We start from the raw sequence: 13,105 nt of genomic DNA, 5'->3' as shown, positions 1-13,105 counted from the left end.
GTACGCCTGCCGGCGCCCGAAACTCTTCAGGTTTCCTGACAGGCCGGTTTTGCGAGAACAGCTTATGAGCAGACGCTGACACCTCACAGGTGTCAGAGCCGCTCGAGCGTGTCGGTCTTGGTCTCCGTCTCGGTCGAACCGTCCGGTCGCTTGGTCTTGAGCCGAATGACTCGGACGCGCCGTTTAACGCTACCGGCATCGTCCATTTCGAAGGTCACAGACACGGTTCCAGAAACATGTTCTTTGCGGCGCTCCAGAAGTGCAACCTCAAGCAAGACGGACTTCTTCGTTATCTCCCCAACGACGACGTCCGATTCTGCTCGGGCGCGATGCACGACATCGGGGTTTACCTGCAACTCAACCGTGAACGTAACAACTCCTGCCTCTGATGCCTTTCGGACCAGCCTTCCAGGCGCGGCCGCATTGTTATCCGAGTAAAGTGCCCCCTCGCGGAGCTCACTTACACGCAGATCGAACGCGTTGATGGTATCAATGACTGATTCAGGTTCGCATTCGATACGAAACGCGTTCCAAGTAAAAATCCATCGCCCACAAACCGATCGGTCCCACCCGGCTGACTTTAACCAAGCAACGAGGCGCGCTTCCAAATCGCCCCGATTCAGGAGCATTACCGTACCGCGATTTGGCTGAAAGACGTGAGCTGGAAATTGCCAGTTCCTTGCCCGATCCTCCTTTGTCGCGCTCTTGGGCAAATCGTAGATTAGCTCCCTGCCATCATCCCGTATTGCGACGACGCGCTCTAACAGACTGTCGTGGCCGCTGGAGCTTCCGGACGAAGAACCATCGCTCATCTCGCTGGACGTCTCGTAGCTCTTCTGGACCACTACCTCGTCGCCGACGGCCGAAGTTTGCGCGTATGCCGCCAACGGCGCAAAAAGCGTCGCGCCGATAAGAAACAAAATCCGATCCCCTTTCAAAACCTTAGGTATGTCGCGTCGACTGTCCGCTTTCAAGCCAAACAGCGAGCATGTGTAACCTCCACAATTGGGTCGGAAGCCGACCGGCCGCATCGATGGCTCTACGACCTAGCCCGTGGTACCGAACACCCGCGCGAAGATCGTGTCGACGTGCTTGAAATGATAGCCGAGGTCGAACTTGGCTTCGATCTCCTCGACCGGCAGCGCGGCGGTGACTTCGGGATCGGCCTTGAGCAGTTCGAGCAGCGACAATTCGCCGTCGCTTTCCCATACCTTCATCGCGTTGCGCTGGACGAGGCGGTAGGAATCCTCGCGGCTGACGCCTGCCTGGGTGAGCGCGAGCAGCACGCGCTGCGAATGGACGAGGCCGCCCATGCGATCGAGATTCTTCTGCATCCGCACCGGGTATACGACGAGCTTCTCGATCACCCCGGTGAGGCGCGCGAGTGCGAAATCGAGCGTGATCGTCGCATCGGGGCCGATATAGCGCTCGACCGACGAATGGCTGATGTCGCGCTCGTGCCACAGCGCCACATTTTCGAGCGCGGGGGTGACGTAGCCGCGGACCATGCGCGCTAGGCCGGTGAGGTTTTCGGTCAGCACCGGGTTGCGCTTGTGCGGCATCGCCGACGAGCCCTTCTGCCCGGGCGAGAAATATTCCTCGGCCTCTAGGACTTCGGTGCGCTGGAGGTGGCGGACTTCGGTGGCGAGGCGTTCGATCGAGCTGGCGATCACGCCGAGCGTCGCGAAGAACATCGCGTGCCGATCGCGCGGGATGACCTGGGTCGAAACGGGCTCGACGCTGAGGCCCATCTTGGCGGCGACATGCGCTTCGACCGCGGGGTCGATATTGGCGAAGGTGCCGACCGCACCCGAGATCGCGCAGGTGGCGATGTCGGCGCGCGCCGCGACCAGCCGTTCGCGATTACGCGCGAACTCGGCATAGGCCTGAGCGAGCTTGAGGCCGAAGGTGACGGGTTCGGCGTGGATGCCGTGGCTGCGGCCGATCGTCGGGGTGAGCTTGTGCTCGAGCGCGCGGGTCTTGATCGCCGCGAGCAGCGCATCGAGATCGGCGATCAGCAGGTCGGCGGCGCGCGCGAGCTGGACCGCGAGGCAGGTGTCGAGCACGTCGGACGAGGTCATGCCCTGGTGCAGGTAGCGCGCCTGCGGGCCGACCTGTTCGGAGACCCAGGTGAGGAAGGCGATCACGTCGTGCTTGGTCACCGCCTCGATCGCGTCGATCGCGGCGACGTCGATCGGTGCCTCGCCATCGGGAGATGCGGCGCGCGCGGTGTTCCACCAGTCCCACAGCGCCTGCGCGGCTTCGCGCGGCACGACGCCGAGGTCGGCGAGCGCGTCGGTCGCGTGCGCCTCGATCTCGAACCAGATGCGGAAGCGCGCCTCGGGCGTCCAGAGGTCGGTCATGGCAGCGCGGGCGTAGCGAGGAACCAAGATATGTCCTTTCGAATGGCGAGTCGCGGCGGGCATCGGGCGGACCGGATCGCGATGCGGTGTCCGCTAGCAAAGGGGCGGCGGGGGCGCAAACGCGCCGCCGGCCAGCCGATCCTGCCAAACGATCCTGTTCAGGGGCAGCTTCGCGCCGTTTCGGGGGTTGATCCTGCCCCTTGCGCCCGCCACATGCCATGCATGTTGATCGAAACCGAAACCACCCCCAATCCCGCCACGCTGAAGTTCTTGCCGGGGCGGACGGTGATGCCGTCGGGCACGCGCGACTTCGCCGATCCCGAGGATGCCGAAGCATCGCCGCTGGCGCAGGCGCTGTTCGACCTGGGCGATGTTACGGGCGTGTTCTTCGGATCGGACTTCGTGTCGGTTACCGCCGCACCCGGCGTCGATTGGCCGGGGCTGAAGCCCGATGTGCTGGCGATCCTGCTCGATCATTTTGCCGGCGACATGCCGCTGTTCCGCGCGGGCAGTGCCGGCGACATCGCGGTGCCCGCCGACAGCGGTGATTTCGGCGACAATCCCGAGGATGCCGACATCGTCGCGCAAATCCGTGACCTGATCGAAACGCGGGTGCGCCCGGCGGTGGCCAATGACGGCGGTGATATCGTCTATCGCGGCTTCAGCGAGGGCAAGGTGTATCTGCAGATGCAGGGTGCCTGTTCGGGATGCCCATCCTCGTCGGCAACGCTCAAGAACGGGATCGAGCAGTTGCTCAAATATTATGTTCCCGAAGTGACCGAAGTGCGCGCGGTCTGAAAAGAACTGTTCAAAGGAAATATGATGGCCGGAATGCTGGACGACGCAGCGCTGGATACGATCTTTCGCGCTGCGCGCACCTATAACGGCTTTACCGACGCGCCGTTTACCCAAGGCGATGCCCGCGCGATTTACGACCTGGTGAAGATGGGGCCGACCTCGGCCAACCAGCAGCCTTCGCGCTTTGTGTGGTGCCTGGACCAGGCATCGCGCGATACGCTGGCGGGCTGCGCGAGCGAGGGCAATGCCGACAAGATCCGCAAGGCCCCCGCTGCGGTAGTGATCGGCATGGACGAGGATTTCCACGAACAGCTTCCCTGGCTGTTCCCGCATACCGACGCCAAGGCGTGGTTTGCCGGCGATCCCGAAGCGCGCAAGCTGAGCGCGCTTCGCAACGGATCGTTGCAGGGGGCATATCTGATCATCGCGGCGCGGGCGCTGGGATGGGATAGCGGGCCGATGTCTGGCTTCAACGCCGACAAGGTGAATGCGGCATTCTTTGCCGACCAGCCCAAGGTGAAGGTCAATTTCATCGCGACGCTGGGCAAGGGCGATCCTTCGTCGATCTTCGACCGCAGCCCCCGGCCCGAATTCGACGTCTTCAACCGCATCGCCTGATCGCAGTATCGGCCCGACTGTTGCCCATCCTGGTCATCGAAACCGCAACCGCCGCCTGTTCGGTCGCATTATTGGAGGCGGGCGCGGTATTGGCGTCGCGCCATGAGGTGGTCGGGCGCGGCCATGCCGAGCGGCTGGTGCCGATGATCGGCGAGGTGGTGGGCGATACCGCGATCGACGCGATCCTGGTCGATTGCGGGCCGGGCAGCTTTACCGGCATCCGCGTCGGCATCGCCGCCGCGCGCGGGCTGGGGCTGGGCTGGGGCGTGCCGGTTGCGGGGTATAGCGCGCCGGCGGTGATCGCCGCTGCCGGTTTCGCCGCCGATCGCACGCGCGAGACGCTGGCGGTGGTGATGGAGGGCGGGCATGGCGAGGTGTTCGTCCAATGCTTCGCCGCGACGCCGTTTGCCGCGATCGGGCCGTTTGCGTCGCTGACCCCCGAAGCCGCGCTGGCGGCGGTGGGGAGGCATTATGTGATCGGCGATGGGGCGCGGCGGCTGATGGCGCTTGCGCCCGACCTGCCGCATGCGCTGGCGCTGCCCGAGGCGGCGGCGGCACGGTGGCTGCCCGCCGAGCATACCCAGCTTGCCCCGACCCCGATCTATGGCCGCGCGCCCGACGCCATTCCCGCCGCCGAGCGGGCGGCGCGCGCGCGGTGAGCACGGTGTTCAACGCGCTCGACCTTCGCCCTGGCGGGCCGGGCGATATGGGATTGATCGCCGCGCTGATGGCCGATGCATTCGATCCCGCTTTCGGCGAAGCATGGACCGCTGGCCAGTGCCTGGGCATCTTGTCGTTGCCTGGCGTGTGGCTGACGCTGGCCAGTATAGACGGCGTACCCGCAGGCTTTTCGCTGGCGCGAATCACGTTGGACGAAGCAGAATTACTATTGCTGGCGACTGCCCCCCAATTACGCCGGTGCGGCGTTGGCGGACGATTGTTGCGTGCAACGATGCGTGATGCGCAAACGCGCGGTGCGAGCAAGATTCACCTCGAAGTGCGCGCGACCAATCCGGCGGTAAATCTTTATCTTCGTGAGGGTTTTATTAAAGTAGGCGAACGTCGCGATTACTATCGTGGGCATGATGGACGTAGCCATGACGCGCATAGTTTCCTTCGATCTTTCGATAATAATTGACGTTAAGGTTGATTGATGCTTGTGCTTTGGTCGTCGGATCCGATAGGGCTCGATGCACCGGCGAACCCGAAACGGGCGCTTTTTCTTGGGTCAAAGGACGAAAATGGATACGCAAATGGAATTGCAGGAAACGCTGATCACCTTGACTGCCGACATCGTCGCCGCGCACGTCAGCAACAACAGTGTCGCAGTGTCGGACATCCCCACACTGATTGCCAATGTTCATGGCGCGCTGGCGGGATTGGGCGACCCCGTGGTTGAGCCCGAAGTGAAGCAGGAGCCTGCGGTTTCGGTGCGCGCTTCGATCAAGCCAGACTTTATCGTCTGCCTCGAAGACGGCAAGAAGCTGAAAATGCTCAAGCGCCATCTGATGACGCATTATCAGATGACCCCCGAGCAGTACCGCGCCAAGTGGAACCTGGCTGCCGACTATCCGATGGTCGCGCCGAATTACGCCGAGCAGCGCCGGACGCTGGCCAAGAAGATCGGCCTGGGCACCAAGCGTCGCAAGCGCGTCTGACCGCTGCGTCCGGCACCTACGTGCCTGAGCAAGGTTTGAAAGGCCCGGGGCAAATGCTCCGGGCCTTTTGCGTTGCGAGTCGTTTGCGGCCTGCGCGCTCTTCCCTCCCGCCCCGGTTGCGATTACATCGCTGACATGCCTCGCAAGATAGATCTCGAAGCCCTGTGCCACGAAAAGGGCCTGCGCATCACCGAACAACGCCGCGTGATCGCACGGGTGCTGTCCGAAGCCGATGACCATCCCGATGTCGAAAAAGTATATTTTCGCGCTTCGGCGATCGATCCCGGCATCTCGATCGCTACCGTCTATCGCACGGTGCGGCTGTTCGAGGAGGCGGGTATCCTAGACCGCCATGATTTCGGCGATGGCCGTGCGCGTTATGAACCGGCACCCGAGGCGCATCACGACCATCTGATCGACGTCGAGAGCGGGCGCGTGATCGAGTTCGTCGATCCCGAACTCGAACTGCTGCAAAAGCAGATTGCCGAGCGATTGGGCTTCCGGCTGGTCGATCACCGCATGGAATTGTACGGGGTCTCGCTCGAGCGCAACGGCTGAAGCTGCGGTGGTTGAGCTGATCGACGCGCGGCGCGAAGCAGCGGCGGGGCGTCCGCCGCGCGTGAGCCTGATCGGCTGGACGCGGCTGTGGTCGAGAGTGGCGATGATGGTGCTGGCGGCGCTGGTGACGGTGCCGCTGCATTATCTGTGGCGGCTGTTTCGGTTGCATTCGCCCTGGCCGCGCATTTTCCTTGGCAGTGTCGGGCGGATCAGCGGCGCGCGGGTGTCGCGTGTCGGCACCCCGCTCAAGCACAACGTCTTTTACGTATCGAACCATGTGTCGTGGATCGACATATTGGCGATCGGCGGCACCAGCGGATCGGCGTTCGTTGCCAAGCGCGAGATCGGCACTGCGCCGATCGTCGGCTGGCTCTCGACGCTCAACAACACGGTGTTCGTCAGCCGCGAAGACCGGCTGGGGGTGGCCGCGCAGATCAACCAGTTGCGCGATGCGATTGCCGAAAACTGGGCGATCACGGTGTTTCCCGAAGGGACGACCACCGATGGCCGATCGCTGCTGCCGTTCAAGACGCCGATGCTCAAGGTGCTCGAACCGCCGCCGCCAGGGGTGCGGGTGCAGCCGGTGCTGATGGATTTCGGCGCGGTTGGCGAGGAGATCGCGTGGATTGGTGCCGAAAGCGGGCGCGACAATGCGATCCGGGTGCTGAGCCGGGCGGGGAGCTTCCCGGTGCGGGTGCATTTCCTCGAGCCATTTTGCCCGAGCGCGATTGCGGGGCGCAAGGCGATCGCCGCCGAAAGCCGCCGCCTGTTGACCGGGGCGCTGGAGGGGGTGCTGGGCGAACCGCTGCGGCCGTTCGCCGGGCATGAGGCGCTGGGGGCGGGCTAGAACGCGCTCCCCTTCCTGGAAAAGGACGGGAGAAGGACGGCTCTCCCGTTCCGTCGCCATAGCTGTTACAGGCCCGCCCATGACTTCCCCGCGCACCTTCCACGTCAAATCCTTCGGCTGCCAGATGAACGTCTATGACGGCGAGCGGATGGGCGAGCTGATGACCGCGCAGGGGATGACCGCGACCGACGATGCGAGCGCCGCCGATCTGGTGGTGCTCAACACCTGCCACATTCGCGAAAAGGCGACCGATCGGGTCTATTCGGACATTGGCCGGCTGCGAAAGGATGCGCGCGCGCTGGGGCGCGAGCCGATGATCGCGGTGGCGGGATGCGTCGCGCAGGCCGAAGGGGCCGAGATTGTCCGCCGTGCCAAGGTCGACGTGGTGGTGGGGCCGCAAGCCTATCATAATTTGCCCGCGCTGGTCGCCAAGGCGGCGGCGGGGACGCCAGCGCTCGACACCGACATGCCGATCGCCAGCAAGTTCGGCGCGCTGCCGGCGCGGCGGCGGGTGGGGCCGAGCGCGTTCCTGACGGTGCAGGAAGGCTGCGACAAATTCTGCACCTATTGCGTGGTGCCCTACACGCGCGGGGCCGAGGTGAGCCGGCCCTTCGCGGCGATTGTCGAGGAGGCGCGCGCGCTGGTCGATGCCGGGGCGCGCGAGATCACCTTGCTGGGGCAGAACGTCAATGGCTGGCGCGATGCGGATGGGCGGGGCCTTGAGCTGCTGATCGCTGCGCTCGATGCGCTGCCGGGGCTGGCGCGGATCCGCTATATGACCAGCCACCCCAACGACATGACACAGGGGTTGATCGACGCGCATCGCGATATCGAGAAACTGATGCCGTTCCTGCATTTGCCGGTGCAAGCCGGCAGCGACCGGGTACTCAAGGCGATGAACCGCGCGCACACCGCCGATGGCTATTTGCGGCTGCTCGACAAGGTGCGCGCGGTGCGGCCCGACATCGCGCTGTCGGGCGATTTCATCGTCGGCTTTCCCGGCGAAACCGAGGCCGAGTTCGCCGAGACGCTCAAGCTGGTCGAGGCGGTGGGCTATGCCCAGGCGTTCAGCTTCAAATATTCGCCGCGTCCGGGGACGCCCGCCGCAGACATGGCAGGCGCGGTGCCGGCCGAAGTGATGGACGAACGGTTGCAACGGCTACAGGCGGCGATCAATCGCGACCAGGCGGCGTTCAATGCCGCGACACTGGGCGCGCGGTGCAGCGTGCTGATTGACCGCAAGGGCAAGCTGCCGGGGCAAATGCTCGGCAAGTCGCCCTGGCTGCAATCGGTGCATCTGATCACCGATGCCGGGGTGGGCGATCTGGTCGAGGTGGATATTGTGCGGGCGGATCCCAATTCGCTGGCGGGGGAGGAGCGGGCTCGGCTGGCGGCCTGAGGTTGGTCCGTCCGAAGGCTGGGGGCGCGTTGCCAAGAGATTGCGTGGACCCCGGATCGAGTCCGGGGTGACGATGGGGGTGGTCCGGGGTGACGATGGGGCGGACCGGCTTGGCTTTGCGGGAAACTTTCCCCTGTTCTTGGCTGGCGTGGTCTGTCACGATCCGACGGCGATGCAGCCTTTCCTTCACGCCGTTTCTGGTTCGTGCTGCCCGAATGCGCGGCGATCGCGGCTTGTTGATATCGCGTTCGCGCATCGCCACTTAGCCGTTTTTGCTACCCCCGAAAGGATTGCATGAGCCGTAAGCCAGTCCCCGCCCGCGCGGGCGACAAGTCGCGTATCGAGCTGACGTTCGACCGGCCCGAATTGCTGCCGCAATTGTTCGGCGAATATGACACCAATCTGGTGGCGCTAGAAAACCGGCTGGGGGTGTATATCACCGCGCGCGGTGATCGGGTGGTGCTGGAGGGGAGTGCCGAGGCGGTGGCGCTGGCGCGCGATGCCTTGCAGTCGCTGCATGCGCGATTGTTGCAGGGGGAGGCGGTCGATCCCGGGCTGGTCGATGCGGTGATCGCGATGGCGAGCGAGCCGACGCTCGACGGCATCATTCGCCGCGATCCATCGGCCCCGCCGCCGATCATGATCCGGACGCGCAAGAAGACGATCGTGCCGCGATCGGCCGCGCAAACCTATTATATGAGCCAGCTCGTCTCGAACGACATCATCTTCGCGCTGGGGCCGGCGGGGACGGGCAAGACCTATATCGCGGTGGCGCAGGCCGTGGCGCAATTGATCAGCGGCAGTGTCCAGCGGCTGATCCTGTCGCGCCCTGCGGTCGAGGCGGGCGAGAAACTGGGGTTCCTGCCCGGCGACATGAAGGACAAGGTCGATCCGTATCTGCGGCCCCTGTACGATGCGCTCAACGACTGTCTGCCCGCCGAACAGGTTGAGCGGCGGATCGCGAGCGGCGAGATCGAGATCGCACCGATCGCCTTCATGCGCGGGCGCACGCTGGCCGACGCCTTTGTGATCCTGGACGAAGCGCAGAATACGACGCCGGCGCAGATGAAGATGTTCCTGACGCGCTTTGGCCAGAACAGCCGGATGGTGGTGTGCGGCGATCCGCGCCAGACCGATTTGCCCGGTGGCATGAACGCATCGGGACTGAACGACGCGGTCGGGCGGCTCGAAGGGGTCGATGGCCTGTCGATCGTCCGCTTCACCAGCGCCGATGTGGTGCGCCACCCGATCGTCGGGCGGATCGTCGATGCCTATGAGGGGCAGGAGGCTTGATGGTGGGGATATCCTGAGCTATATTCGGGATATCCCAGGAGGCGATAATGGCTTCGTTGTACATCAAGGATGGCGAGACTGCGGCGTTGGCGGCGCGTGTCGCAGCTAGAATGGGTATCAGCAAAACCGAAGCCGTGCGATCGGCGCTGCAAAAGGTCGAAGCCGAACTCGGGCCTGAGCAAGTGCCGCAATCGACGGTCGAATGGCTCATGAATTTCCGCCGCGACAATCCGCTGCCGCCGCCCACCGGGCTGAAAGCCGACAAGGCCTTCTTTGATTGGCTGTCGGGTGAGGAGGATGTGCCGGACGCATGACGATCTTGATCGACGCATCGGCATTGGTCGCGATGATCGCGGTGGAACCGGGGTTCGAGCTGCTAGCCGACCGCCTTGATGCCCATGACCAGCGTATCACTTCGCCGGTAGCATGCTGGGAGGCGGTGACCGCGTTGCGCCGATCGCATGCTTATACCATCGATCGCGCGCGCTTCGAACTCGATGCTTTCTTGCTCGCTCGAGGGGTACGGATCGTAGATATCGGCAAGCATGAGGGTGACATCGCGCTCGATGCCTATAGTCGCTATGGCAAGGGCCAGCACCCGGCACGCCTCAACATGGGGGATTGTTTCGCTTATGCCTGTGCCACGACCAATGATGCGCGGCTGCTGTATAAAGGGAATGACTTTGCCCAGACCGATCTCGCCTGATGCTTGACGTCGCGGTGCATGCCGAGCCCGATTGGGGCAGCGATACCGATTGGGAGGCGCTGGCCGAGCGGGCGATTGCCGCTGCCATCGCGCGGACGCCGCAGGCGGATTGGGCGGGCGAGGCTGCGGTGATCGAGATTGCGATTCGGCTGACGTCGGACGACGAGGTCCACATGCTCAACCGGCAATATCGCGAGAAGGACAAGCCGACCAACGTGCTGTCCTTCCCGATGATCCAGCCCGATCTGCTCGATACCGTCACGCAGAATAGCGACGATGGCGAAGTGCTGCTGGGCGATATCGTGCTGGCATATGGCGTATGCGCTGCCGAGGCGGCGGAGCGCGAAATATCAGTTGCCGATCATGCGACGCATCTGATTGTTCATGGCTGCCTGCATTTGCTAGGCTATGATCATCAAAACGATGCCGAGGCGGACGGGATGGAGGCGATCGAACGCCTGGCACTCGACCAACTCGGCTTGCACGACCCCTATCCCGTCACGGAGGATTGAAGACCGACCATGCAAGAAGGTTCCAGTAGCAGCGCCGCGACCGGCGACGGTCGTGGCGACGCAAGCGGACTTTGGCGCGGACTGCGCGCCTTTCTGTTCGGCGACGAGAATCACGAGACGCTGCGCGAGCGGATCGAGGAAGTCATAACCGCGCACGAGGATGAGGCCGAAAAGCCGATTTCGGGCGATCTGTCGCCGGTGGAGCGGCAGATGGTGCGCAACCTGTTGCATTTCGGCGAGCGCGATGCCGGCGATTGCGGGGTGCCGCGTGCCGACATCGTCGCGGTCGAGGAAAAGATCGCCTTTGCCGATCTGGTCCAGTGTTTCGCGGTCGAGGGGCATAGCCGGCTGCTGGTGTATCGCGAGCATCTCGATCAGGTGATCGGGATGGTGCATATCAAGGATGTGTTCAACATTCTGGCAACCGGCGCCGCGCCGCCCGCGACGCTGGCCGAACTGCTGCGCCAGCCCTTGTTTGTGCCGCAATCGATGGGGGCGATCGACCTGTTGCTGCAGATGCAGTCGAGCCGCACGCATCTGGCGGTGGTGCTCGATGAATATTCGGGCACCGAGGGGCTGATCACGATCGAGGATTTGATCGAGGAGATCGTCGGCGAGATCGAGGACGAGCATGACGATGCGCCGCACGCGCTGCTCGAGCCGATCGAGGGCGGCGCATGGGAAGCCGATGCGCGCGCCGAACTGGAGGAAGTCGCCAAGCTGATCGACCCGCGGCTGGGCGAGGTCGAGGAGGATATCGAGACGCTGGGCGGGCTTGCCTTTGTGCTGGCGGGGCATGTGCCGGCGGCGGGCGAAACCCTGCGCCACGACAGCGGCTGGACGCTCGAGATCGTCGAGGCCGATTCGCGCAGGGTGAGCAAGCTGCGGCTGCATCCGCCGGTGGGCGCGGTGATCGACGACGAGTAGCGCCAGGGACGAATAGCGCCGGGACTTTTCAGCTTGGCGCTTATTCGCCCTGCGCCTATTTGAACGCGATGCGTAAAAAACTGCTGATCGCCCTTGGGGTGCTGGTCGTCCTTGCCGTTGGGCTGTGGTTCCTGTTCCTGCGGCCCGACGTCGCGCAACTGCCCAACGATGCGGTGATGGGCACCGCGCCGCAGATCAGCGCGCCGCGCGAGCAGACTTTCCCGACGATCGGCATCGCCAAGCCGGTCGGCTGGGAGGGCGGCAAGCCGGTGCCGGCGGCTGGCCTGACGGTGAATGCCTTTGCCAGCGGGCTCGATCATCCGCGCTGGATGGTTCGGCTCGACAATGGCGATGTGCTGGTGGCCGAAACCAATTCGCCGCCGCGCGAGGGCGGGGGCATTACCGGCGCGGTGATGAACTTCCTGATGCGAAGCGCTGGAGCGGGGGTGCCATCGGCCAACCGGATCACGCTGCTTCGCGATGCGGATCGCGACGGCGTGGCCGAGCAGCGTTCGGTGCTGCTTACCGGGCTAAATTCGCCGTTCGGCATGGTGGTGCAGGGCGACTGGCTGTACGTCGCCAATACCGACGCGCTGGTGCGCTTCCCCTTCCGCATGGGGCAGACCAAGATCGACGTGGCCCCGGAAAAGGTGATCGACCTGCCCGGCGGCGGCAATCACTGGGCACGCAACGTGATCGCGAGTGCCGATGGCGAAAAGCTGTTCGTTTCGGTCGGATCGGCCAGCAATATCGCCGAAAACGGTCTGGCAGCCGAGAAGAACCGCGCGGTGATCTTGGAGGTCGACCCCAAGACCAAGAGTTTCCGCATCCAGGCCGGCGGGCTTCGCAACCCGGTGGGGATGGCGATCAATCCGGTGACTGAGGCGCTGTGGACGGTGGTGAACGAGCGCGACATGCTGGGATCGGATCTGCCGCCCGATTATTTGACGCAGGTCGAATTCGGCGGCTTTTATGGTTGGCCGTACAGCTATTGGGGCGGCTATACCGACACGCGGGTGTCGCCGGGGCGGCCGGACCTTCGCGAATATACAAGGCGGCCCGATTATGCGCTGGGGGCGCATACCGCATCGCTGGGGCTGGCCTTTGCCGACGAAGTGCAGCTTGGGCGGCGTTTCGCGCAAGGCGCGTTCATCGGCCAGCACGGATCATGGAATCGTGAGCCGCCGGCGGGATATAAGGTCGTGTTCGTGCCGTTCGGGGCCAATGGCTATCCGGTGGCGGGCAGCAAGCCGGTCGATGTGCTGACCGGGTTCCTCAATGAACACGATCAGGCGCGCGGTCGCCCGGTGGGGGTGATCGGCGATCGCACCGGCGCGCTGCTGGTGGCGGACGATGTCGGCAATGTGATCTGGCGGGTAAGCCCGGCGGGGCAATCGGCCAAGCGCTGATCCGCCGTGCCTAGGCG

The 13,105-nt window shown here is 64.2% G+C and carries 16 protein-coding genes; 14 read left to right on the top strand and 2 right to left on the bottom strand.

The features are described from left to right. Positions 1-92 precede the first annotated feature (92 nt). Entirely contained in the window at positions 93-920 is an 828-nt protein-coding gene (locus tag QU44_RS10750; RefSeq protein ID WP_156141092.1) for a hypothetical protein, read from the bottom strand. Between the two features lie 126 nt (positions 921-1,046). Beyond that, positions 1,047-2,390 carry an adenylosuccinate lyase gene (gene purB / locus QU44_RS10745; protein WP_033922154.1) on the bottom strand — a complete coding sequence of 448 codons (1,344 nt, stop codon included), beginning with the start codon at positions 2,388-2,390 and terminating at the stop codon, positions 1,047-1,049. A gap of 195 nt (positions 2,391-2,585) precedes the next feature. Here purB and QU44_RS10740 point away from each other — a divergent pair, with 195 nt between their 5' ends. From QU44_RS10740 to QU44_RS10675, 14 genes are all read left to right on the top strand, one after another. Next, positions 2,586-3,161, top strand: a complete 576-nt coding sequence (locus QU44_RS10740) for a NifU family protein (protein ID WP_033922141.1) — start codon at positions 2,586-2,588, stop codon at positions 3,159-3,161. A gap of 24 nt (positions 3,162-3,185) precedes the next feature. Then, a complete protein-coding gene (locus tag QU44_RS10735) occupies positions 3,186-3,779 on the top strand; it encodes a malonic semialdehyde reductase (protein WP_033922153.1) in 594 nt (197 codons plus the stop codon). Between the two features lie 20 nt (positions 3,780-3,799). Further along, positions 3,800-4,438, top strand: coding sequence for a tRNA (adenosine(37)-N6)-threonylcarbamoyltransferase complex dimerization subunit type 1 TsaB (gene tsaB / locus QU44_RS10730; RefSeq protein WP_033922140.1), 639 nt, complete (start codon positions 3,800-3,802; stop codon positions 4,436-4,438). 5 nt (positions 4,439-4,443) lie between these two features. Continuing rightward, the gene (locus QU44_RS10725) at positions 4,444-4,917 is read left to right on the top strand and encodes a GNAT family N-acetyltransferase (RefSeq protein WP_331377455.1); all 474 of its coding nucleotides are present in this window, start codon (positions 4,444-4,446) and stop codon (positions 4,915-4,917) included. Between the two features lie 103 nt (positions 4,918-5,020). Then, entirely contained in the window at positions 5,021-5,437 is a 417-nt protein-coding gene (locus tag QU44_RS10720) for a MucR family transcriptional regulator (protein ID WP_033922138.1), read from the top strand. A gap of 135 nt (positions 5,438-5,572) precedes the next feature. Then, on the top strand, positions 5,573-5,995 hold the full coding sequence (locus tag QU44_RS10715) for a Fur family transcriptional regulator (protein ID WP_033922137.1): 423 nt from the start codon (positions 5,573-5,575) through the stop codon (positions 5,993-5,995). Between the two features lie 7 nt (positions 5,996-6,002). Beyond that, entirely contained in the window at positions 6,003-6,842 is an 840-nt protein-coding gene (locus tag QU44_RS10710) for a lysophospholipid acyltransferase family protein (protein ID WP_033922136.1), read from the top strand. Between the two features lie 79 nt (positions 6,843-6,921). After that, positions 6,922-8,241: a tRNA (N6-isopentenyl adenosine(37)-C2)-methylthiotransferase MiaB gene (miaB, locus tag QU44_RS10705; protein WP_081987980.1), complete on the top strand. Its 1,320-nt coding sequence runs from the start codon at positions 6,922-6,924 to the stop codon at positions 8,239-8,241. 294 nt (positions 8,242-8,535) lie between these two features. Further along, positions 8,536-9,534 (top strand): PhoH family protein, encoded by a 999-nt coding sequence (locus QU44_RS10700; protein ID WP_033922134.1) that lies wholly within the window; start codon positions 8,536-8,538, stop codon positions 9,532-9,534. 47 nt (positions 9,535-9,581) lie between these two features. Continuing rightward, positions 9,582-9,848, top strand: a complete 267-nt coding sequence (locus QU44_RS10695; protein ID WP_033922133.1) for a type II toxin-antitoxin system VapB family antitoxin — start codon at positions 9,582-9,584, stop codon at positions 9,846-9,848. Next, positions 9,845-10,240, top strand: coding sequence for a type II toxin-antitoxin system VapC family toxin (locus QU44_RS10690; RefSeq protein ID WP_033922132.1), 396 nt, complete (start codon positions 9,845-9,847; stop codon positions 10,238-10,240). Before QU44_RS10695 ends, QU44_RS10690 begins: the two co-directional genes overlap by 4 nt. Beyond that, entirely contained in the window at positions 10,240-10,752 is a 513-nt protein-coding gene (gene ybeY / locus QU44_RS10685) for an rRNA maturation RNase YbeY (protein WP_033922131.1), read from the top strand. Before QU44_RS10690 ends, ybeY begins: the two co-directional genes overlap by 1 nt. 9 nt (positions 10,753-10,761) lie before the next feature. Next, positions 10,762-11,679 (top strand): hemolysin family protein, encoded by a 918-nt coding sequence (locus QU44_RS10680; RefSeq protein WP_033922130.1) that lies wholly within the window; start codon positions 10,762-10,764, stop codon positions 11,677-11,679. Between the two features lie 68 nt (positions 11,680-11,747). After that, on the top strand, positions 11,748-13,088 hold the full coding sequence (locus QU44_RS10675) for a PQQ-dependent sugar dehydrogenase (RefSeq protein WP_033922152.1): 1,341 nt from the start codon (positions 11,748-11,750) through the stop codon (positions 13,086-13,088). Positions 13,089-13,105 lie beyond the last annotated feature (17 nt).

This window comes from Sphingomonas sp. 37zxx, from assembly GCF_000786205.1.
Taxonomy (GTDB): domain Bacteria; phylum Pseudomonadota; class Alphaproteobacteria; order Sphingomonadales; family Sphingomonadaceae; genus Sphingomonas.
The sequence above is the reverse complement of the archived record's forward strand: the minus strand, read 5'-3'. Positions and strand labels throughout refer to the sequence as shown.

Coding starts and splice junctions, on each gene's coding strand:
- QU44_RS10675 (WP_033922152.1), top strand. CDS start 11,748: ATGCGTAAAAAACTGCTGATCGCCCTTGGGGTGCTGGTCGTCCTTGCC.
- QU44_RS10690 (WP_033922132.1), top strand. CDS start 9,845: ATGACGATCTTGATCGACGCATCGGCATTGGTCGCGATGATCGCGGTG.
- QU44_RS10700 (WP_033922134.1), top strand. CDS start 8,536: ATGAGCCGTAAGCCAGTCCCCGCCCGCGCGGGCGACAAGTCGCGTATC.
- QU44_RS10735 (WP_033922153.1), top strand. CDS start 3,186: ATGGCCGGAATGCTGGACGACGCAGCGCTGGATACGATCTTTCGCGCT.
- QU44_RS10680 (WP_033922130.1), top strand. CDS start 10,762: ATGCAAGAAGGTTCCAGTAGCAGCGCCGCGACCGGCGACGGTCGTGGC.
- miaB (WP_081987980.1), top strand. CDS start 6,922: ATGACTTCCCCGCGCACCTTCCACGTCAAATCCTTCGGCTGCCAGATG.
- QU44_RS10740 (WP_033922141.1), top strand. CDS start 2,586: ATGTTGATCGAAACCGAAACCACCCCCAATCCCGCCACGCTGAAGTTC.
- QU44_RS10715 (WP_033922137.1), top strand. CDS start 5,573: ATGCCTCGCAAGATAGATCTCGAAGCCCTGTGCCACGAAAAGGGCCTG.
- ybeY (WP_033922131.1), top strand. CDS start 10,240: ATGCTTGACGTCGCGGTGCATGCCGAGCCCGATTGGGGCAGCGATACC.
- QU44_RS10720 (WP_033922138.1), top strand. CDS start 5,021: ATGGATACGCAAATGGAATTGCAGGAAACGCTGATCACCTTGACTGCC.
- QU44_RS10695 (WP_033922133.1), top strand. CDS start 9,582: ATGGCTTCGTTGTACATCAAGGATGGCGAGACTGCGGCGTTGGCGGCG.